This window comes from Mesorhizobium sp. C399B, assembly GCF_030323185.1.
Classification (GTDB): Bacteria; Pseudomonadota; Alphaproteobacteria; order Rhizobiales; family Rhizobiaceae; genus Mesorhizobium.
This window is the reverse complement of record NZ_CP100472.1, coordinates 2,076,047-2,095,498: the sequence shown is the minus strand read 5'-3', so window position 1 is coordinate 2,095,498 and position 19,452 is coordinate 2,076,047. Positions and strand designations below refer to the sequence as shown.

Annotated in this window: 22 protein-coding genes; 8 read left to right on the top strand and 14 right to left on the bottom strand. The window is 64.0% G+C overall.

What is annotated here, in order from left to right; translation table 11 throughout:
- Positions 1-87 precede the first annotated feature (87 nt).
- The 8 genes from NLY36_RS09875 to NLY36_RS09840 form a co-directional block, all read right to left on the bottom strand.
- Positions 88-1,524, bottom strand: coding sequence for an MFS transporter (locus NLY36_RS09875; protein ID WP_023735050.1), 1,437 nt, complete (start codon positions 1,522-1,524; stop codon positions 88-90).
- 193 nt (positions 1,525-1,717) lie between these two features.
- Positions 1,718-2,197, bottom strand: coding sequence for a DUF992 domain-containing protein (locus NLY36_RS09870; protein ID WP_023671135.1), 480 nt, complete (start codon positions 2,195-2,197; stop codon positions 1,718-1,720).
- Positions 2,198-2,286: 89 nt separating this feature from the next.
- Positions 2,287-2,760 carry a DUF992 domain-containing protein gene (locus NLY36_RS09865; protein WP_023671136.1) on the bottom strand — a complete coding sequence of 158 codons (474 nt, stop codon included), beginning with the start codon at positions 2,758-2,760 and terminating at the stop codon, positions 2,287-2,289.
- Between the two features lie 259 nt (positions 2,761-3,019).
- Positions 3,020-3,874 (bottom strand): tetratricopeptide repeat protein, encoded by an 855-nt coding sequence (locus NLY36_RS09860; protein WP_023671137.1) that lies wholly within the window; start codon positions 3,872-3,874, stop codon positions 3,020-3,022.
- Positions 3,875-4,077: 203 nt separating this feature from the next.
- Positions 4,078-4,356 (bottom strand): 30S ribosomal protein S21, encoded by a 279-nt coding sequence (gene rpsU / locus NLY36_RS09855; RefSeq protein WP_023671138.1) that lies wholly within the window; start codon positions 4,354-4,356, stop codon positions 4,078-4,080.
- Between the two features lie 176 nt (positions 4,357-4,532).
- Positions 4,533-4,919 carry an SET domain-containing protein gene (locus NLY36_RS09850; protein ID WP_023671139.1) on the bottom strand — a complete coding sequence of 129 codons (387 nt, stop codon included), beginning with the start codon at positions 4,917-4,919 and terminating at the stop codon, positions 4,533-4,535.
- A gap of 105 nt (positions 4,920-5,024) precedes the next feature.
- The gene (locus tag NLY36_RS09845) at positions 5,025-5,783 is read right to left on the bottom strand and encodes an SDR family oxidoreductase (RefSeq protein WP_023735049.1); all 759 of its coding nucleotides are present in this window, start codon (positions 5,781-5,783) and stop codon (positions 5,025-5,027) included.
- A 134-nt stretch (positions 5,784-5,917) separates the two neighbouring features.
- Positions 5,918-6,286, bottom strand: a complete 369-nt coding sequence (locus NLY36_RS09840) for a DUF2568 domain-containing protein (protein ID WP_023695619.1) — start codon at positions 6,284-6,286, stop codon at positions 5,918-5,920.
- A 202-nt stretch (positions 6,287-6,488) separates the two neighbouring features.
- Here NLY36_RS09840 and NLY36_RS09835 point away from each other — a divergent pair, with 202 nt between their 5' ends.
- Genes NLY36_RS09835 through NLY36_RS09810 form a run of 6 tightly spaced genes read left to right on the top strand, consistent with a single transcriptional unit; the run spans position 6,489 to position 12,334 of the window.
- Positions 6,489-7,742 (top strand): sarcosine oxidase subunit beta, encoded by a 1,254-nt coding sequence (locus tag NLY36_RS09835; RefSeq protein WP_023686460.1) that lies wholly within the window; start codon positions 6,489-6,491, stop codon positions 7,740-7,742.
- Positions 7,742-8,164 carry a hypothetical protein gene (locus tag NLY36_RS09830; protein WP_023686459.1) on the top strand — a complete coding sequence of 141 codons (423 nt, stop codon included), beginning with the start codon at positions 7,742-7,744 and terminating at the stop codon, positions 8,162-8,164. Before NLY36_RS09835 ends, NLY36_RS09830 begins: the two co-directional genes overlap by 1 nt.
- 11 nt (positions 8,165-8,175) lie before the next feature.
- Positions 8,176-8,487, top strand: coding sequence for a sarcosine oxidase subunit delta (locus tag NLY36_RS09825; protein ID WP_023683197.1), 312 nt, complete (start codon positions 8,176-8,178; stop codon positions 8,485-8,487).
- Entirely contained in the window at positions 8,484-11,477 is a 2,994-nt protein-coding gene (locus tag NLY36_RS09820) for a sarcosine oxidase subunit alpha (protein ID WP_023695620.1), read from the top strand. The genes NLY36_RS09825 and NLY36_RS09820 overlap by 4 nt, the downstream gene beginning before the upstream one ends.
- Positions 11,470-12,054 carry a sarcosine oxidase subunit gamma gene (locus tag NLY36_RS09815; protein ID WP_023691852.1) on the top strand — a complete coding sequence of 195 codons (585 nt, stop codon included), beginning with the start codon at positions 11,470-11,472 and terminating at the stop codon, positions 12,052-12,054. The genes NLY36_RS09820 and NLY36_RS09815 overlap by 8 nt, the downstream gene beginning before the upstream one ends.
- A 52-nt stretch (positions 12,055-12,106) precedes the next feature.
- A complete protein-coding gene (locus NLY36_RS09810; protein ID WP_023671147.1) occupies positions 12,107-12,334 on the top strand; it encodes a hypothetical protein in 228 nt (75 codons plus the stop codon).
- Between the two features lie 127 nt (positions 12,335-12,461).
- Here NLY36_RS09810 and NLY36_RS09805 read toward each other — a convergent pair whose 3' ends face one another.
- From NLY36_RS09805 to NLY36_RS09780, 6 genes are all read right to left on the bottom strand, one after another.
- On the bottom strand, positions 12,462-12,695 hold the full coding sequence (locus NLY36_RS09805) for a hypothetical protein (protein WP_023695621.1): 234 nt from the start codon (positions 12,693-12,695) through the stop codon (positions 12,462-12,464).
- Between the two features lie 186 nt (positions 12,696-12,881).
- Positions 12,882-13,526, bottom strand: coding sequence for a TetR/AcrR family transcriptional regulator (locus NLY36_RS09800; RefSeq protein ID WP_023671149.1), 645 nt, complete (start codon positions 13,524-13,526; stop codon positions 12,882-12,884).
- Positions 13,527-13,664: 138 nt separating this feature from the next.
- Complete coding sequence (locus NLY36_RS09795) at positions 13,665-14,441, bottom strand: SDR family NAD(P)-dependent oxidoreductase (protein WP_023695622.1); 777 nt, start codon at positions 14,439-14,441, stop codon at positions 13,665-13,667.
- A gap of 12 nt (positions 14,442-14,453) precedes the next feature.
- A complete protein-coding gene (locus NLY36_RS09790; protein WP_023695623.1) occupies positions 14,454-15,491 on the bottom strand; it encodes a phosphotransferase family protein in 1,038 nt (345 codons plus the stop codon).
- Positions 15,488-16,003, bottom strand: coding sequence for a MaoC family dehydratase (locus NLY36_RS09785; protein WP_280790513.1), 516 nt, complete (start codon positions 16,001-16,003; stop codon positions 15,488-15,490). Before NLY36_RS09785 ends, NLY36_RS09790 begins: the two co-directional genes overlap by 4 nt.
- Complete coding sequence (locus tag NLY36_RS09780) at positions 16,000-16,815, bottom strand: SDR family oxidoreductase (protein ID WP_023695624.1); 816 nt, start codon at positions 16,813-16,815, stop codon at positions 16,000-16,002. Before NLY36_RS09780 ends, NLY36_RS09785 begins: the two co-directional genes overlap by 4 nt.
- Before the next feature lie 126 nt (positions 16,816-16,941).
- Between NLY36_RS09780 and NLY36_RS09775 the strand changes: the two genes are divergently transcribed.
- Positions 16,942-18,183 (top strand): acyl-CoA dehydrogenase family protein, encoded by a 1,242-nt coding sequence (locus tag NLY36_RS09775; protein WP_023695625.1) that lies wholly within the window; start codon positions 16,942-16,944, stop codon positions 18,181-18,183.
- A 215-nt stretch (positions 18,184-18,398) separates the two neighbouring features.
- A complete protein-coding gene (locus NLY36_RS09770) occupies positions 18,399-19,436 on the top strand; it encodes a zinc-binding dehydrogenase (protein ID WP_023695626.1) in 1,038 nt (345 codons plus the stop codon).
- The last annotated feature ends 16 nt before the right edge of the window (positions 19,437-19,452 follow it).

Sequence of the window (19,452 nt, the reverse complement as noted above, 5' to 3'; positions counted from 1 at the left end):
GTCTTGCAGGCAGCCTTGTGGCCGAGGGCATTTGACGCCGACAGCGCCGGCGGAATGCTGTCGCCAAATTCTCGATCCGCCGTGCCCTCAGCCTGTCGCCAATTGCGGCCGGCGTGCCGCCAAAGCCATCTTCAACGCCGCCAGGCAACCGACAATGCCAAGTGGCACGAAGGCCAGGTACAGCCAGCCGGCGACGTGCGCTGCTGCCTCGCGGTTCAGCCCGTCCGAAAAGCCGCTGGCATTGGCGATGATGCCGGCCATGGCGGCGCCCACGGCGTAGCCGATGCGCTGCATGGTCGGCACGGCGGCCGAGGCGATCGTCTGCTCGCCGTCGCGGGCCGAGGCAACGATGATGCGGGTCAGGAAGGGCCATGACACGCCGAAGCCACCGCCTTGCAACAAAGCGCAGAGCAGGATCACCGGGATCGAGCCGGCGGGGATGGCATAGGCGAAACCGGCGAGGCCGGCTGCAATCATCAGCGCGCCGATGACGAGGATCTGCCGTTCGCGCTGCAGCGGCGCATTGGCGACGGCGATCGACAGGATTGACCAGGCGATCGATTCGGCGGCGATGATGTAGCCTGTGGTCAGGATCGGGATGCCGTGCAGCGTGGTAAGCAGAAGCGGCCCGTAGATGGAAAAAGAGACTGTCGCCACCGAGAAGGCGGCAACCATGCTCATGCCGCTGCCGACCGGCGAGCGCCATGAGAACAGGCCCGACGGGAACAGTCGCGATTGCGGCTTCATGGCGTCGACGAAAACGAACAGCGCCAGGCCGGCGAGGCCGAGGACCAGCAGCAGCGACGATCGAAGCAAGGCGACGTCGACGCCTGCGGTGGCGATCAGCACGACGGCGATGGCGAGGCAGCCAAGTGCTGCAAAGGGGAAGGGCGGCGAGGTGCCGGCGGCGGCTTGCGGCTTCGTCGCTTCCGGCGTGTTCAGGACGATGAAGCTTGCCGATGCCATGGCGATGCCACCCAGCACGAAGACGCCGAAGGCCCAGCGCCAGGACAGGAGTTCGACCATGATCGCGCCGAGCATCGGGCCGCTGAAGGCAGCGACGCCCCAGATCGCCGACATGATGCCGAACAGCTGTGGCCAGATGCTGCGGTTAAACAGCCGCTCGACCGAGACGAAGGCCAGCGACACCAGCGCACCGCCGCCGAGACCCTCGACCAGACGGCCGCCAAGAAACACCGGCATGGACGGCGCGGTGGCGCAGATCAGTGCGCCCACGGCATAGAGCAGGGCGGCGACCGTGACGTTGGAGCGTAGAGCGACATAGCTGACCAGCCGCCCGGCCGCTGCGCCGGCGACAATGGCGCCGAGCTCGTAGACGGCCAGCGACCAGCCGACGAACTGCACACCGGCGAGGTCCCCGACCATGGCCGGCATGACCGTCGCCACCATCGTCTCGTTGGTGGCGTGCAGCAGGATGCCGAGGCTGATGAAGCAGAAGCGCGCGAGGTCGCCGCTTGCCCACAATGCCCGCCAGTCGACCTTGTTGCTGGTGATTCCAGTCATTCTTTTACCCTGCCTTTGCATATCTCGATGCCGGCGCATGGCGCCAGAAGCCAGTCGGGCTTTCCGGCGGGGCCATGCGCGCTGTTTCAGTCAGGCGAGTTGTAAAACCTCAAGCGCAGTTGAGCTCAAGTGGCTTTTTATCGAAGTGCAAACGGTCGAGATTGGCCGGAAGCCTCTCCGCTTGATGCGCCGGTCAGTTCTCAATGCTGCGCAGCTGAAACTGGCTGACGCCGATCGCAATGTTGATACCGGTCTGCGTCTGCAGGCTGAGCGGCTGCAGGGTGAAGGCCTGCGAGGAGCCGCCGACCAGGAGATTGGCGCCGGCGCCGACCGCCGCGGTCACTTCGGCGCTGGCGCCGATATAGTCGCCGGCCAACGCGCCGGGCGCATAGATGTTCCTCAGCGGCGTCAGCACCAGCCATTGCATGACGGTCTGCTTGGTGGTGCCGATGTCGAGCCCGTATTTGTTGACGGCGCCGAAATAGGCTTCCGGCGAAAAGCTCTTGTCGGCCGGCGTGAAGGTGCAGCTCAGATCCTTGCTGGAGCCGAAGATGAAGCCGGTGCCGCCGCCGATGGCGCAATCGAGCACACCGAGTTCGATACCCTGGCCTTGCGCTTGGGCCTGGGCGGTACAGATGATGGTGATAGCGGCGGCGATGGCTGGTTTCAGCACGGCGGATCCCCCAAAAAGCATGCGGCGCGAAACAGTAACCTGTTCCGCGCCGCGCGTAGAGGGATCAGTCGATCCTTATTTGCCGATGCTTATTTGAACGAGTGGATCAGCTCCAGGGAGGTCACGGCGACCGCTACATTGACGCCGGTCTGCGCCTGGACGCTGAGCGGCTCCAGCACAAAGGCGCCGTCCAGCCCGCCGACCAGCAGATTGGCGCCGCCGCCGGTCACCACGCTCGCCTCGGCGTTGACGCCGTAATAATGGCCGGCAAGGTCGCCCTCGTCATGGCCGCGGGTGGCGGCCAGAACCGCCCACACCAGCTGGCCCTGATGCGTCTGGCCGAGATCGACGCCGAGCTTGGAGATCATCCCCGTGTATTTCTCGGACGGCCCATGGTGATAAGGGCGGAACGTGCAGTCGACGCCCTTGTTCGACGTGATGACGTAACCGACGCCGCCGTCGATGGTGCAATCGAGCGTGCCGAGCTGAAGCTTGCCGGCGCTGGCGGGAACGGCAAGCAGCGTCGTGGCAAGTGCCGCGGCACAGATGATTTTCTTGATCATGGGTCAGTCCTTTCGAAAATGCCTTCAACAACGGTTGAATGGCCCGGAGCGTTCCGCTGAAAACTTGGCGCGATCAAGGCAGGGGTTAACGCTTTGCCCCCGGTGGTTAAGATTGGGTGATAGTGGGGTTTTCTGGATACGCAATCTCAAGGGGAAGCGCTCTGCGCTTTCCCTTGGGAGAAACCGCTCACGCGGCGCACTGCATCAGGAATAGAACGTTGTTATAAAAGGCCGCCGATGGCGGCGCGCCGGCTGCATCTCAGCCGGCGGTGGCGCCCGATGTGCGCGACAGGCCGTCCTTGGCCGGCTGGTAGGTCGGGTCGAGATGGACGGCTTCGCGGTAGGCCTTCGAGGCCTTGACCTTGTCGCCGCGGCGCTCGTAGATCAGCGCCTGGTTGGACCAGGCTTCGGCGTTCTTGCCGTCGAGCTTGATGGCCATGTTGAAGTCGGAGAAGGCGTTGTCCTCGTCATTCATGGCGAGATAGGAGAGGCCGCGGCCGTTATAGGGTTCGGCCGCGTCCGGCGCCAGGGAGATGGCGGTCGAGAAATCCTCGATGGCAAACTTGTGCTGGCCCTGGCTTTGATAGATCAGGCCGCGATTGTGATAGGCGCGGGCATCCGTGGTGTCGAGCTGGATCGCCTTCTGGAAATCGTTGAAGGCCTGCTGGGTCTGGCCGGCCTTGCGATAGAGGTTGCCGCGGCCGATATAGGCGGCGTCATAATTTGCATTGATCTGGATCGAGCGGTTGTAGTCGGCAAGGGCGGCCGCCTGGTTGCCGAGGAAGCGCTGGATCAGTGCCCGGTTCGAATAGGCCTGGTAGAAATTCGGGTTGAGCTGGATGGCGGTGTCGAAATCCTTCAGCGCCGCCTGGTACTGGCCGCCACGGCCATAGGCCGAGCCGCGCACATTGTAGCCTTCCGGATCCTGCGGATTGCGCTGGATCACCGCCGACAGCGAGGAGATGTTCTCGCTTGAGCCTTGCGCCTTGTCGATGTTGTTGAATTCGCCGGTCGGAACGCTCTGGCAACTGGCAAGCACCAGGCCGGACATCAGGGCTGCCGCCAGGGCCAAACCGCGCATTGTGGTTTTGCGCTCTACGCCGATTGCGTTCATGTCTGCCCTGTCCTCACTTCAGCCGCGCCGTCCAGGTCCCCCTCCGGGCCGGGTCACAGATTGTCGTAACAAAATCTAGAACGCCGTTTGCGCGTTCAAGGGAACGGCCTCCAACAGAATGGCGGCGCTCCAAACAAAAAGGTGGCGGCGATTCCGCATCGCGCCACCTCAGAGTATCCTTCGAAAAGGACGAAAAATTGGCGTCAGAACCGCGGCGGACGCGGAGCACCACCAGGACCACCGGCGGCGCCGGCAGCAACCGGGCGCGGCGTCATCGGCAGCAGGCCTTCGCGCTGGGCGCGCTTGCGGGCCAGCTTGCGGGCGCGGCGAACGGCTTCGGCCTTTTCACGGGCGCGCTTCTCGGAAGGCTTCTCGTAATGGCCGCGCATCTTCATTTCGCGGAAAATGCCTTCGCGCTGCATCTTCTTTTTGAGAGCGCGAAGCGCCTGATCAACGTTATTGTCGCGGACGAGTACCTGCACGGGCAATCCTGTCTTTCGGGTTTGATATCAACAGGCAAGTGACCATAGCCACATGCCTCCGCGGCGCTTTACACCACGAATTGTGGCGGCTGATAGCAGAATCAGGCCGCGCTGTCCACACTGGAAATGAAGGACAACCGCCAATTTGCCACGGCAGCCCCGAGATAGGGCGCCAACTAGGCGCTGGCCAGATGGAGCCGTGCGAAATCCTCGAAGAATTCGCCGTAATCGCAGGTAATTTCCTCGCCGGCTGATATATCTCGAGTGGCGGTGGCGCCGCCATATTGCGAAAAATCCGTGTTCGGCCGCTCGGCGTGGTTCATGAAGCGGCCATTATCGACTTCATAGACCATGAAGCCGGGACGGTCGGGGCTCGGATAGGCATAGCGGTCGAGCAATTCCTTGAGGTGCGGCGGCGCCGCCTCGTATTTGTCCATCGGGATCAGCCGGTCGAAATCCGGATCGAGCCGCCAGATCGAGGCGCCCTTCCTGATCGGCTCGGCGGCGAACACGCCGACGCCTTCGATTGCGCTCTGGGCGACATAGGTCCTGATCAGCAGCATGTCCGTCCTCCTCACCCGAAACCGAATCGCCAAATCGCGTGGAAAAAGCAAGTCCGGTTTCGGGTTCTATGGCTGATCGGCGCGGGCGATGACCCGCGAAATGCTTCACGCCCGGGTGATCGAGACGCCGCCATCGGCAAACAGCGCCGATCCTGTGGTGAAGCTCGACGCATCCGATGCCAGGAAGAGCGCAGCGCGGGCGATCTCTTCAGGCACAGCGACACGTTTCAAGGCATGCAGGTTTTCCACGAAAGCGCGTGATTCCGGCGTCTTGAATGTTGCCGACGGGGTGTCGGTGCCACCCGGCATCAGCGCGTTGACCCGCACGCCCCTGGGGCCGTATTCGGCGGCCAGTACCTGCGTCAGGCCGATCAGTCCGGCCTTGCTCGCGGCATAGCTGGTCATGCCCGGCATGCCGACTGTGTGACCGACGAAGGTCGAGGTGAAGATCAGCGATCCGCCGCCGCGTTCGACCATCGCCGGCACCTGGTATTTCGCGCCGAGAAAGGCGCTGGTCAGATTGGCGTCGAGCGTCTCGCGCCATCCGTCCAGCGACAGTTCCGAAATCGGACCCATCGTTCCGACGGAGCCGACATTGTTGAAGGCGATATCGAGCCCGCCGAATTTTTCGACGGCGAGATCGACGAGGGCTTTTGCATAGGCTTCGTCGCGGACATCGCCGGCAAGCGCGACTGCCGTGCCGCCGGCGTCCTCGATTTCGACGACCAGCGCATCGAGTTCGGCCTGGCGGCGGGCGGCGATGACGACCCTGGCGCCTTCTTCGGCGAAGAGTTTTGCGGTGGCGCGGCCGATGCCGGAACTGGCGCCGGTGACGATTGCTATTTTACTGGTGAGTACGAACATTTTCTTACATCCTTTCATCGCGCCGGCTGTGCCGGCAACCGGGATGTTGATCGCAGTTCGGGACGGTGCTAGCCACCCGATACGTGCTCGACTTGCTGAATGGCTTCGCAGCGGCACAAGCGCCGCGCGCCGGACTATTGCTTCAGCAGCCAGCCGAGGCGGTCGAGCGAAAATGCGTAGCTGATGGCGATGAGCAGCGTGATGACAACGCCCGTGGTTGTGTGACCGGCGGCATAGAATCCGGCTGCACCGCCAAACAGGATGGCCAGTTCAAGCACCAGCCTGACTGCGCCTGGTACAGGAACCGGCGCGCGTCCGGACCGGCTTGGGTCGCCGCGCACCGCGAAGGTTCCCCACAGCGCAGCTGCAATGATCGGCAAGGCCAAGGCGAGGAGCCAGCGCCACCATCCGCCGGAGAGGCTCCAGCCGGCAAAGCCGAGGCCAAGCAAGGCGGCAAGTTCCAGCAGGAAACGCAACGTCAGATTCCACCAGGCGTTGCCCATATCCGTCCTCCAGAGTCTCGCGATCGCCAGTGTGTCCGAACGCAGCCATGCCTGCCAGCTCGGGCAGGTCTTTTCCACCGCGGCGCAAAACGGCAAGCGCCGTCGCAAACAGCGCAAGGATGGAAGCGCCCTTTCGCTAGTGATACACCTCGCGCGCCGGGGCTGCGTAAAATACCCCACCGCCATTTGCGAGGCTGGAACGTTGAAAAAATATTCGGTATTCGCCATCGCCCGCGAGGCCATGCGCGGCCACAAGGGCTGGGAGGAACAATGGTCCTCGCCGGAACCGAAGAAGGAATATGACGTCATCATCGTCGGCGCCGGCGGTCATGGCCTGGCCACCGCCTACTATCTCGCCACCGTGCACGGCATCACCAATGTCGCGGTGCTGGAAAAGGGCTGGCTAGGCGGCGGCAACACCGGGCGCAACACCACCATCATCCGCTCCAACTATCTCTATGACGAGAGCGCCGGCATTTACGACCATGCGCTGAAGCTGTGGGATGGGCTCTCCCAGGAACTCAACTACAACGTCATGTATTCGGCGCGCGGCGTCATGATGCTGGCGCACAATGTGCACGACATCCAGGTGCTGAAGCGCCATGTCCATGCCAACCGTCTCAACGGCATCGACAATGAATGGCTGACGCCTGAGCAGGCGAAGGAATTCTGCCCGCCGCTCAACATTTCCAGGCAGGCGCGCTATCCCGTTGTCGGCGCCGCCTTGCAGCGGCGAGGCGGCACGGCGCGTCACGATGCGGTGGCCTGGGGCTATGCGCGCGGCGCTTCGGCGCGCGGCGTGCACATCATCCAGAATTGCGAGGTCACCGGCGTCAAGCGGGCGGCCAATGGCGCGGTCATGGGCGTCGACACGACGCGCGGCTTCATCGGCGCCAAGAAGGTCGGCGTGGTGGCTGCAGGCCACTCCTCGGTGATCATGAACATGGCCGGCGTGCGCATGCCGCTGGAAAGCTATCCCCTGCAGGCGCTGGTGTCGGAGCCGGTCAAGCCGGTGGTGCCGTGCGTGGTTATGTCGAACACGGTGCACGCTTATATCTCGCAGTCCGACAAGGGCGAGCTGGTGATCGGCGCCGGCACCGACCAGTATGTCTCCTATTCGCAGACCGGCGGCCTGCATATCCTGCAGCACACGCTCGACGCCATCTGCGAGATGTTCCCGATCTTCACCCGCATGAAGATGCTGCGCTCGTGGGGCGGCATCGTCGACGTGACGCCCGACCGTTCGCCGATCCTGGCCAAGACGCCGGTATCAGGCCTCTATGTCAATTGCGGCTGGGGCACGGGCGGCTTCAAGGCAACGCCCGGCTCAGGCCATGTCTTTGCCCACACGATTGCCAAGGACGATCCGCATCCGATCAACGCGCCCTTCACCATCGAGCGCTTCCGCACCGGGCGCCTCATCGACGAGGCAGCAGCGGCGGCGGTGGCGCACTGATGATGGTGGAACTGGCTGTAGCGGTGCCGCTGGTGCTGGCGGGGGAGCAGGACCTGTTCCATTTTCCGTCACCGGACGAGGTGCGGACGCAGCCGATCAGCCGCGCCGGCAACGAGGCCAATTGGCCGTTTTCGATCGACGCCGGCATTCTGGCATGCGTGTGGAGCGGTGGCCAGAAGGTGGTCATCTTCATGGAGAACAGGCCCTCCGATCTCGGCGAGGACGACACATTCGATGCGCGCAGCGTCATCGTGACGACCGATCCGTTTCAGCTCACGATCGGCAACATGGCGTATCGCGAGCTGTTTCGCCCCGCCGCAAGTGTAGAGGAGCGCATTCGGCTCGTCGCGCCTTTTGCGGCGATGGGCCAGAGGCTTTGCAACCAACCGGCCGGCGCGCATGTCGGCCACGGCGAATTGTAGGAACGAACAGAATGCTTCTCATCCGCTGCCCCTATTGCGAGGAAGAGCGCCCGGAGCTCGAGTTCCGTAACGCCGGCGAGGCTCATATTGCGCGCTCGGCCAACATGGCGGGCGAGAGCGACGACGATTTTGAAAAGTTCTTCTTCATCCGCTCGAACCCGAAGGGCATCATCTATGAGCGCTGGCGCCACATCCATGGCTGCGCGCGTTTCTTCAACGCGGTGCGCGACACCGTCACCGACAAGTTCGTCATGACTTACAAAGCCGGCGAGCCGAAACCGTCCAAGCTGCCCAAAAACTCCAACGAAATGGCTTCCAAATGAGCGGCGCGTTCCGCATTCCGAGCGCCGGCCGTCTCAGCCAGGCCAAGACCGCGCGGTTCTCTTTCGACGGCCAGTCTTACACCGGCATCGAAGGCGACACGCTGGCCTCGGCGCTGCTTGCCAATGGCGTGCATCTTGTGGGACGTTCGTTCAAGTATCACCGTCCGCGCGGCTTCCTGTCGGCCGGAGCGGAAGAGCCAAACGCGCTGGTCGAGGTCAAGCGCGACGCCGCGCGCAAGGCGCCGAACATCCGCGCCACCGTGCAGGAACTTTATGACGGGCTTGTCGCCCAATCTCAGAACCGCTGGCCCTCGCTCGCCTTCGATGTCGGCGCGGTCAGCGATCTGGCATCGCCGCTGTTTTCGGCCGGCTTCTACTACAAGACCTTCATGTGGCCGAAGGCAGCCTGGAAGAGCCTCTACGAGCCGAAGATCCGCGCCGCGGCCGGCCTCGGCGTTTCGCCTGACAAGCCAGATCCCGACCATTATTCGTCGCGCTATGCGCATTGCGACGTACTGGTGCTAGGCGGCGGTGCGGCCGGCATTGCGGCAGCGCTCGCCGCTGCCGAAACCGGCGCGCGTGTCATCCTCGCCGATGAACAGGCCAGCTTCGGCGGCAGCCTGCGCTTCGAGAGCGGGGCGAAGATCGACGGCCAGGACGGTTATGCCTGGGCGCAAGGCGCGGTGGCCAAGCTCACCGCCCTGGACAATGTCCGCGTTTTGTCGCGCACGACGGCGTTCGGCTACTACGCGCAGAACTTCGTCGGCCTGGTCGAGCGGGTCAGCGACCATCTGCAAAACCCCGGCCGCGATTTGCCGCGCGAGCGCCTATGGCAGGTACGCGCCAAGCGCGTGGTGCTGGCGACCGGCGCCATCGAACGCCATATCGTGTTTGCCGACAATGACCGGCCCGGCATCATGCTGGCCTCGGCGGCGCGGACTTATCTCAACCAGTACGGTGTCGCGGTCGGCAAAAATGTCGGCGTCTACACCGCCAATGACTCGGCCTACTCCGCCGCGATCGACCTGAAGAAGGCCGGCGTCAACGTGGCGGCGATCGTTGACCTGCGCGACCATCCGACCGGACCTGTGATCGACGAGGCGAGAGCGCTCGGCATCGAGGTCAATTTCGGCCGCGCGGTGATCCGCGCCGGCGGCAAGTTGCGCGTGACCTCGATGACGGTTCAGCCGAAGTATGGGGGCGGCGAGCGCACCATTCCGGTCGATGCCATCCTGATGTCGGCCGGCTGGACGCCATCGGTGCATCTGTTCTCGCAGTCGCGCGGAAAGGTCGCGTTCAATGACGAGACCAAGCGCTTCGTGCCGGGCATCTATGCGCAGGACTGCGTTTCGGTCGGCGCCTGCAACGGCACGGATGGGCTGTCGGCGTCGATCGACGAAGCCTATGCGGCCGGCGCCAAGGCGGCGAAGGATGCGGGCGGCAAAGTGGCCAAGGGCGTTAAGCCGAAGGTCGACGCGTCGGAAAGCTGGTCGCGCGGCATGCTGGGCGCGGCGCCCGGCGCCGGGCCGGACAAGACGGTCAAGGCCTTCGTCGATTTCCAGAACGACGTCACCGCCAAGGACATCCGCCAGGCGGTACATGAAGGCATGCGCTCGATCGAGCACGTCAAGCGCTTCACCACCAACGGCATGGCGACCGACCAGGGCAAGACCTCCAACATGCACGGCCTGGCGATTGCCGCCGAGACGCTTGGCAAGCCGATCCCCGAGGTCGGGCTGACCACGTTCCGCGCGCCCTATACGCCTGTCACTTTCGGCGCGATCGTCAGCCATTCGCGCGGTCCGCTGTTCGACCCGACACGCAAGACCGCGATCCATCCCTGGGCCGAAGCGCAAGGCGCGGTGTTCGAAGATGTCGGCCAGTGGAAGCGCGCCTGGTATTTCCCCAAACCCGGCGAGGACATGCACAAGGCGGTCGACCGCGAATGCGTCGCTGTGCGCACCAATGCCGGCCTGTTCGATGCCTCGACGCTGGGCAAGATCGAAGTGGTCGGACCGGATGCGGCCAGGTTCATGGAACTGCTCTACACCAATCCGTGGGAGAAGCTTGAGCCCGGCCGCTGCCGCTATGGCATCATGCTGCGCGAGGATGGTTTCATCTATGATGACGGCGTCGTCGGCAGGCTGGCGCCGGACCGTTTTCATGTGACGACCACGACGGGTGGCGCGCCGCGCGTCATGAACCATATGGAGGACTATCTCCAGACCGAGTTCCCGCATCTGAACGTCTGGCTGACCTCGATTACCGAACAGTGGGCGGTCATCGCCGTGCAGGGGCCGAAGTCGCGCGACATCATCGCGCCTTTGGTCGAAGGCATCGACATGTCGGACGAGGCGCTGCCGCATATGTCGGTGCGCGAAGGCAAGATCTGCGGCGTTCCGACCAGGCTGTTTCGCATGTCGTTCACCGGCGAGCGCGGTTTTGAAGTCAACGTGCCGGCCGATCACGGCCAGGCTGTCTGGGAGGCGCTGTGGGCCGAAGGCCAAAAGCATGGCGCGACTGCTTACGGCACCGAGGCGATGCACGTGCTGCGCGCCGAAAAGGGCTACATCATCGTCGGCCAGGACACGGACGGCACGGTGACGCCGAACGATGCCGGGCTCGACTGGGCGGTCGGCAAGAAGAAGACCGACTTCGTCGGCATCCGCGGCCTGACGCGGCCCGACCTTGTCGCCAAGGGCCGCAAGCAACTGGTCGGCTTGAAGACCAAGGACCCGAAAGTGGTGCTTGAGGAAGGCGCGCAGATCGTCGCCGACCCGAAGCAGGCGATCCCGATGAAGATGATCGGTCACGTCACATCCAGCTACTGGTCGGAAAATTGCGGTCGCTCGATCGCGCTGGCGCTGGTTGCCGGCGGGCGCGACCGGATGGGCGACACGCTCTATGTGCCGATGCCGAACGGGATGATCGAAGTGGAGGTTACCGGCATGGTGTTCTTCGACGAGACGGGAGGGCGCCTCAATGGCTAAGGCTGCTGCAAAGAAGACGGCCCCAGCTGCAGCGCCGTCGGTCGAGCGCCGCCCGGCCCTGGCTGAACGCGTCGTTTCCGCAACGGATGTCAAGGTCGAGGTGCTGCCGCCGGCGGAGCGCATGTCGCTGCGCGCGCCGGAGGCTTCCGTCGCGGCGCTGTCGAAGGCGCTCGGCCTGACCTTGCCGAAGCAGCCGAAAACTTCGGCGTCGAAGACAGGGCGCACGGCGCTGTGGCTTGGCCCTGACGAGTGGCTGGTTATCGATGAGGCTGGCAAGGATCCGCTGGCCGATCGTGCTGGGGTTGCCGCATTGCATTCGGCGGTCGGCATCTCGCACCGCAACGTCGCCTTCGCCGTCACCGGCCCGGCGGCTGCCGCCGCGATCAATGCAGGCTGCCCGCAGGATTTGTCGCTCGAGGCTTTTCCGGTGGGCGCGGCGTCGCGCACCATTCTCGGCAAGTGCGAAATCCTGCTGTTGCGCACGGCAGCCGACGCTTTCCGGGTCGAGTGCTGGCGTTCCTTCTCGGACTATGTCTTTACTTTCCTGTCGGAAGCAGCCAGCGACGCGGCGGCGTAGGAACGTTTGACGGGTCAAGCCGTTCTGCTTCCCCCATCAGGGAGAACATACGATGCCGTCGAAAGCGCCGCCGAAGTCAGCTGGCAAGACGTCCGCCGTGCGCTCACTCGAACATGAGCAGCATCACGAGGTGACTGCCGAAGAGGAACTCGAGGAAGGCCTCGAGGACACGTTTCCGGCCAGCGATCCGGTGTCGATCACCTCGACCGCCATCCCAGGCGCGCCGGCAAGACCCGGCAAGGCCAAGACGGTGCCGGGTCGCAAACCGCGCAAGAAATAACCCGTTCGGCTACGCCAGGTTTGAACTCAGGAAAAGCCGGCTTGCGCCGAGGAAAAAAGGGCGGCCGGGATTATCCTGCCGCCCTTAAATTAGTCGTTGTGCTGTTCGGTGGTCGAGCCCGATCAACTTAGAACGTGCTCGGCACGATCCATGGGTTGATCTCGATGCCGAGACGCGGGCTCTTGGGCTTGACGTCGGACTTTTCGACCGAGCCGGTCACGGCGCAATCGAGCTTGGCATTGGTCGTGGTGTCGACGCAGGTGGCGGCTGGGGCCTGCTTGATCGAATGTGTGTTGTTGGCGGCGAAAGCCGAGCCGGAGAGAGCCAGCACGGCGGTGAGGGCGAGAAGGGTCTTGTTCATGTCAGTCTCCATCGGTTAAATTTTTTTCGTACATGTACGATACTACGTACACATACGTCCACCGAGATGGGTTTTCAAGTCGGAAAACGTACGCGTACGAAAAATCTCTCTGAACGCCGAAGATTGCGGCGCACTGACACAGCCGACGCTGTCAGGCCGGACGTTGAATTCGAGGGGCAGGAATGCTCAGCAGTCGACTGGGGTTTCGGTCAGCGGCGGCACATTCTGGGTGCTGAGCGTGGCGAGTGTGAAATCGCACATCCGCGTCACGAAAGCCTGCGGGTCGCCGAAGGGGTAGAACGGGAACGTGATCAAAAGCGAGATGGTGCCGTGGCCGACTGCCCAAAGCATGGTGGCGATGGCGCGCGGATCGCCCTGCAGCTTGCCTGCAGCAACGCAGGCCTCGACCCTGGATATCAGCGCTTTCATCGCCGGGTTGGCCTCTTCCATGTCCTCATAGCTTCTGCCTTCCGGCAGCTTGGTCTTTTCGGTCATGAACACGGTGCGGTATTCGTTGGGGTTGCCGAGCCCGAAGGCGGCATATTCGGTCATCACCGCACGCAAGGCCTCGATCGGATCGTCGGAAGGATGCTCCTCGATGCGGCGGGCAAGTGTTTCGAAGGCATCCTCGGCCAGCGCAAACAGGATGTCTTGCTTGTCGGCGAAGTAGGAATAGACCGACATCGGAGCATAGCCGACCCGCTTGGCCAACTTGCGGATGGTCAGGCCTTCATAGCCCTCTTCCTTGACGAGCTTGTGGGCTGCGTCGAGCAGTTCGGAACGCAGTTCGGCCTTTTGTTTCTCGCGGCGTTTCTGGACGCTCAGCGGCACTTGAGTCTGCCTTCATGTGGTGGGTGTTGGCTAAATTATATACGCTGTACGGAAACGAACAAGGGCGCCGTAGGTTCCCCACCGGCAATGGTTACCAAATCGGGGGTTATCAAATCTGGGGTTGCCAAATCGGGGCTATCAAATTGCACCGACGCCGCCATCCACGGCCAGTGTGTGGCCAGTCATGAAGGAATTCGAGGGGTCGGCGGCAAACAGGATGGCGGTCACGACTTCGTCCACTTCCGCCACCCGCTTCATCGGCACGCCGCGCGTCAGTTCGGCCAGCGCTGCGGCTTCCGGCGCGCCGGACATGCGCACGAAACCGTCGACCATGGCGGTCCGCGTGTGCGCCGGGCACACGGCATTGATGCGGATGCCCTTGGTGGCGTATTCGGCGGCCGCCGATTTGGTCAGTCCGACCACGCCATGCTTGGCGGCGGCATAGACCGACAGTTTCGGCGCGCCGACCAGGCCGGCAACCGAGGCGATGTTGACGATGACGCCGCCCTTGCCCGTGGCCTTGAACTGCCGCTCCATCTGCGGAATCTGGTGCTTCATGGCGTAGAAGACGCCGAGCAGGTCGATTTCCAGCACGCGGCGCGCCTCGTCGGAGGCCACTTGCGGCAGGCGCACGGAACTCTGGACAATACCGGCATTGTTGATGGCGATATCCAGCCGGCTGAATTTCTCCGCCGCCAGTTTCACCAGATCCTCGGACAGTTTTTCATCGGCTATGTCGCCGGCACGGACGGCGGTTTCAGTCTGCAAAGAGCCGGCGAGCTCGGCCAGCGCCTTGTCATCGATGTCGGACAGCACGAGGCGGGCGCCTTCGGCGGCAAAGCCCTTGGCCGCGCTGCGACCGAGGCCGCCGGCGGCGCCGGTGATCAGCACGGTCGCTCCATCGAAACGGCCCATCATGCCTCCCCTCTATGCCTGCTTGTCGATCAGCTTGCTGGCGACATGCGACAGCAGTTTCACCGCCTCGCCATAGGTCTTGGCCTTCTCGGGATTGGAGGCGTTGCCGTCCAGCGCCCGCTTGTAGACGCCTTGGCAGATCGCTGCCAAACGGAAGAAGGAGAAGGCGAGGAAGAAACTCCAATTGTCGATGCCGACAAGCCCGCGCCGCCGGCAATACGCCGCGACATAGGCTTCCTCCAAGGGCAGGCCGAGGGCAGCGCGGTCGACGCCGCCAAGACCGCGAAAGCCCGAGGCGTGCGGCAAGCGCCATTGCATGCATTGATAGGCGATGTCGGCGAAGGGGTGGCCAAGCGTCGACAGTTCCCAGTCGAGCACCGCCAGCACTTTCGGCTCATTGTGCGCGAAGATCATGTTGTCCAGCCGGTAGTCGCCATGCACCAGCGAGACGCGACCGTCATCGGCCGGCATATGCGTCTCCAGCCAGGCGATCAGCCGGTCCATGTCGGCGACCGTGCCGGTCTCCGAGGCGCGGTACTGGCTGGTCCAGCGTGCCAGCTGGCGTTCGAAGTAATTGCCGGGTTTGCCGAAATCGCCGAGCCCGACCGCCTCGACATCGACATCGTGCAGGGCCGCCAGCGTGGCGTTCATGGCATCGTAGAGGGCGGCGCGCTCATCGTTGCCAGCGGCCTCCGGCACTGCCGGATCCCAGAAGATGCGGCCGTCGAGAAAATCCATGACGTAGAACATGCGGCCGATCGGCGTCGCCTCCGCCGACAGATGCAGCATCGCCGGCACCGGCACGGCGGTGCCGGCCAGCGCCTTCATGACCGTGAATTCGCGGTCGACCTGATGCGCCGATTTCAGCAACTGGCCCGGCGGCTTGGCGCGCAGGACATAGCGGCCGCTGGCTGCGGTCAGCAGATAGGTCGGGTTCGACTGGCCGGATTTGAATTTTTCGATGGAATGAAGCCCGGCAAAACCCGGGATGTGCGCCTCGAGATAGGGCGCTAGTGCCGTCTGGTCCAGCGCGTTGGCGTCGCCGCTCATGCGGTCTCCGGCTCACGCTCGATCAGCGTCAGCGTCAGCCAGCGCGCCGTCAGCGCCGGCTTCTTCGAGCCTTCGATCTCGATGGTCACGTCATGCGCCGTCTGCACCCAGCCCGACGGCCTGACCTTGACGTCGGCCAGCACGAAGCGGGTGCGGATGCGCGCGCCGGTCTTCACCGGCGCCAGGAAGCGCAGCGAATCGAAACCGTGGTTGACGCCCATCTTGCCCTTTTCCAGCGGCGGCATGGTCTCGAAGGTCATCGCCGAGAGCAGCGACAACGACAGGAAGCCATGCGCGATGGTGCCGCCGAACGGCGTCTCGTTTTTGGCCCGCTCGGGGTCGCAATGGATGAACTGGTGGTCGTCGGTGGCGTCGGCGAACTGGTCGATCATGGTCTGTGTGACCTCGCGCCATGGCGAGACGCCGACTTCCTTGCCGACGCTGGCCAGAAGCACATCGAGACTGATCGGTTCCACTGCGGTGTCCTCCCCTTGCCGCCGACCGCGGCTCATTCCTTGAACAATGTCAGCCCATGCTGCACCGACTGCCCGCCGTCGATCGGCAGGATGGCGCCGGTGACATAGGAACCGGCACGGCTGCACAAATAGAGCGTTGCGCCGCCGATGTCATCCGCCACGCCGATACGTCCGATCGGCACATGGCTGCCGACATGTCTGGCCTTTTCTTCGGTGCCGGTGGCAAAGGCGGTCATCCGGCTCTGGAAGGGACCGGGCGCGAAGGCGTTGACGGTGATGCGCCGCGCCGCGAGCTCGATCGCCAGCGTGCGCGTCAGGTGGTGAACGGCGCCTTTGGACGCGGTATAGGAATAGGCGTCGTCGGCCAGCGGCTGCGTGCCCATCACCGAGCCCAGATTGATGACGCGGGCCGGATCGGCATCGCTCGCGGCGGCTTCCAGCAGCGGCAGCAATTCGCGCGTCAGATGGAAGACGGCGGTGACGTTGACGGCGAACACCTTGGCCCAGCCGCTATAGGGAAAATCCTCCAGGGAGGCACCCCAGGATATGCCGGCATTGTTGACCAGAATGTGCAGCTTCTCGGTGCGCGCCTTGACCTCGCTGACCAGCGCGGCAATGCCGGCTTCGCTCGAGACGTCACCGGCGAAACCTTCGGCACTGCCGGAGCCGCCGAGCCCGTTCAACTCAGCGGCGACCTTGATGCAATCCTTGCCCTTGCGCGAGGCGATCATCACGGTAGCGCCGGCCTGGACCAAAGCGGTCGCAACCATGCGGCCGATGCCGGTCGCGGCTCCCGTTACCAGCGCGGTCTTACCCGCGACTGAGAACAGTTCTTCCAGATAGCTCATCGCAATTCCTCCGCGCCTTTCTGCTCACGGTCCGGGGCGAAAGGGCTCGCGTTGACAAGGCTAACCGAAGTACGGTCATCCTTGCCACGGGTAAAGTGCCTGGATGCGTGAAAGGGTTGGAGACCGATGGCGGACATCAATCTCGGCATGACCGAGCGGCTGAAGCCGATCCACGCCCGCGTCGCCGCCATGGTGCGCGACGAGATCATGCCGCTCGATCATGAGTTTTTGAGCGAGGTCGGCAAGGGCGGCGACCGCTGGGTCTACACCGCGCGGCAGACCGAGATCCTCGAAGGGTTGAAGAAGACGGCCAAGGAGCGCGGTCTGTGGAATTTCTGGCTGACCGGGTCCGAGCGCGGCTACGGGCTCTCGACCGTTGAATATGCCTATCTCGCCGAGGAGATGGGCAAGGCGCATCTCGGCGCCGAGACCTTCAACTGCTCGGCGCCCGACACCGGCAATATGGAGGTGCTGGAGCGCTATGGCTCGGAGGATCACAAGCAGGCATGGCTGGCGCCGCTGCTCGAGGGGAAAATGCGCTCGGCCTATCTGATGACCGAGCCGGACGTCGCTTCCTCCGACGCCACCAACATCGCCATGCGCTGCGAACGGCGAGGCGACGACTATGCACTCAACGGCGAGAAATGGTGGGCGTCGGGGGCCGGGGACCCGCGCTGCGCCATCTACATTGTCATGGTTCGGACCGGCGGCGAAGCCGAGCCGCAGCACCGCCGCCATTCGATGATCTTGGTGCCGTCCGGTACCAAGGGCGTGACCAAGCTGCGGCCGATGCAGGTTTATGGCGACGACGACGCGCCGCATGGCCACATGCATCTTCGCTTCGACAATGTGCGGGTGCCGGCCGGAAACCTGATCCTCGGCGAGGGCAGGGGGTTCGAGATCGCCCAGGGGCGGCTTGGCCCCGGCCGCATCCACCATTGCATGCGCGCCATCGGCCAGGCCGAAATGGCGCTGGAGCTGCTGTGCCAGCGCTCGGTGCGCCGCGAGGCCTTCGGCCAGCCATTGGCCAAGCTCGGCGCCAATTTCGACATCATCGCCGAGTGCCGCATGGAGATCGAGATGGCGCGGCTGCTCTGCCTCAAGGCGGCGTGGATGATCGACCAGGGCGATGCGCGCGCAGCCGCGCCCTGGATCAGCCAGATCAAGGTCATCGCACCGCGCGTCGCGCTCAAGGTCACCGACGAGGCAGTGCAGATGTTCGGGGCGCAAGGCATCAGCCAGGACACGCCGCTGGCACGCTCATGGACGCATCTGCGAACCCTGCGCCTCGCCGACGGGCCGGACGCCGTGCACCGCCGGCAGGTGGCGCGCACGGAGCTCAGGAAATACACGCAGGAAAAGGTCTGAGTGGATGAAAACCCTCATCGCCTGCGATCGCGCCGCTCGGCCACCTCGTCTATGCCGACAATCTGAAGGAGCTGGGTCGGCTGGCATCGCGCCGGCAAGGTTCGGCCGGTCATCGAAGGCACTTATCCGCTGGCCGATGCCGCCGCAGTGCTGACGCGCGTGCTTGGCCGTGGCGCATCCGGCAAGCTCATCCTCAAACGTTAAGGAGCCCCGCCATGCCGATACCTTCAGACATGAGAGCACTGCTGCTGACCGGCGACGGCTACACCAGGACGCCCTCCGGCAGCGTGCTGGAGGCGATGGAGCCGTATGTCAAGCTGGGCAGCATCGGCGTGCCGACGCCCGGACCGAGCCAGGTGCTGATCAAGGTCAGCCTCGCCTCGATCAACCCGTCCGACGTCATGTTCATCAAGGGCCAGTACGGTCAGCCGCGCGCCAAGGGCCAGCCGGCCGGCTTCGAGGGTGTCGGCACGGTCGTTGCCAGCGGCGACGAGCCCTATGCGAAAAGCCTGATCGGCAAGCGCATCGCCTTCACCACAGGCGTCGCCAATTGGGGCGCGTGGGCGGACTATGCAGTTGCCGAAGCTGCCGGCTGCATTCCGCTGCTCGACACGGTCCGCGACGAGGATGGCGCGGCGATGATCGTCAACCCGCTCACGGCGCTCGCCATGTTCGACATCGTCAAGGAGACGGGCGAAAAAGCCTTCATCATGACCGCCGGCGCCAGCCAGCTTTGCAAGCTGATCGCGGGTCTCGCCAAGGAGGCTGGGTTCCGGCCGATCGTCACCGTGCGCCGCGACGAGCAGATTCCGCTGTTGAAGGAGATCGGGGCTGCCCATGTGCTCAACGAGAAGGCGCCGGATTTCAAGGCAGCACTACGCGATGTGGTCAAGGCCGAGCAGCCGCGCATCTTCCTCGATGCCGTGACCGGGCCGCTGGCCTCGGCGATCTTCGACGCCATGCCGAAGCGCTCGCGCTGGATCATCTATGGACGGCTCGATCCGGACACCACTGTCATCCGTGAGCCCGGCCAGATGATCTTCCAACACAAGCACATTGAAGGCTTCTGGCTGGTCGAATGGATGCGCCAGTTCCGCGACAAGCGCGGCCCGGCGATCATGGAAGCACAGAAGCGCTTTTCGGATGGGCGCTGGTCAACCGACGTGACGGCGGTGCTACCGCTGGATGAGGCGATGGCGAAGGCCCCGGCGGAGCTGGCCAAGCCGAACGGGAAGGTGCTTATTAGGCCGTGACTTTCTACCCTCCCCC

Coding starts and splice junctions, on each gene's coding strand:
- NLY36_RS09875 (WP_023735050.1), bottom strand. CDS start 1,524: ATGACTGGAATCACCAGCAACAAGGTCGACTGGCGGGCATTGTGGGCA.
- NLY36_RS09865 (WP_023671136.1), bottom strand. CDS start 2,760: ATGATCAAGAAAATCATCTGTGCCGCGGCACTTGCCACGACGCTGCTT.
- NLY36_RS09860 (WP_023671137.1), bottom strand. CDS start 3,874: ATGAACGCAATCGGCGTAGAGCGCAAAACCACAATGCGCGGTTTGGCC.
- NLY36_RS09850 (WP_023671139.1), bottom strand. CDS start 4,919: ATGCTGCTGATCAGGACCTATGTCGCCCAGAGCGCAATCGAAGGCGTC.
- NLY36_RS09845 (WP_023735049.1), bottom strand. CDS start 5,783: ATGTTCGTACTCACCAGTAAAATAGCAATCGTCACCGGCGCCAGTTCC.
- NLY36_RS09840 (WP_023695619.1), bottom strand. CDS start 6,286: ATGGGCAACGCCTGGTGGAATCTGACGTTGCGTTTCCTGCTGGAACTT.
- NLY36_RS09830 (WP_023686459.1), top strand. CDS start 7,742: ATGATGGTGGAACTGGCTGTAGCGGTGCCGCTGGTGCTGGCGGGGGAG.
- NLY36_RS09825 (WP_023683197.1), top strand. CDS start 8,176: ATGCTTCTCATCCGCTGCCCCTATTGCGAGGAAGAGCGCCCGGAGCTC.
- NLY36_RS09820 (WP_023695620.1), top strand. CDS start 8,484: ATGAGCGGCGCGTTCCGCATTCCGAGCGCCGGCCGTCTCAGCCAGGCC.
- NLY36_RS09815 (WP_023691852.1), top strand. CDS start 11,470: ATGGCTAAGGCTGCTGCAAAGAAGACGGCCCCAGCTGCAGCGCCGTCG.
- NLY36_RS09810 (WP_023671147.1), top strand. CDS start 12,107: ATGCCGTCGAAAGCGCCGCCGAAGTCAGCTGGCAAGACGTCCGCCGTG.
- NLY36_RS09805 (WP_023695621.1), bottom strand. CDS start 12,695: ATGAACAAGACCCTTCTCGCCCTCACCGCCGTGCTGGCTCTCTCCGGC.
- NLY36_RS09795 (WP_023695622.1), bottom strand. CDS start 14,441: ATGGGCCGTTTCGATGGAGCGACCGTGCTGATCACCGGCGCCGCCGGC.
- NLY36_RS09790 (WP_023695623.1), bottom strand. CDS start 15,491: ATGAGCGGCGACGCCAACGCGCTGGACCAGACGGCACTAGCGCCCTAT.
- NLY36_RS09785 (WP_280790513.1), bottom strand. CDS start 16,003: ATGAGCCGCGGTCGGCGGCAAGGGGAGGACACCGCAGTGGAACCGATC.
- NLY36_RS09780 (WP_023695624.1), bottom strand. CDS start 16,815: ATGAGCTATCTGGAAGAACTGTTCTCAGTCGCGGGTAAGACCGCGCTG.
- NLY36_RS09775 (WP_023695625.1), top strand. CDS start 16,942: ATGGCGGACATCAATCTCGGCATGACCGAGCGGCTGAAGCCGATCCAC.
- NLY36_RS09770 (WP_023695626.1), top strand. CDS start 18,399: ATGCCGATACCTTCAGACATGAGAGCACTGCTGCTGACCGGCGACGGC.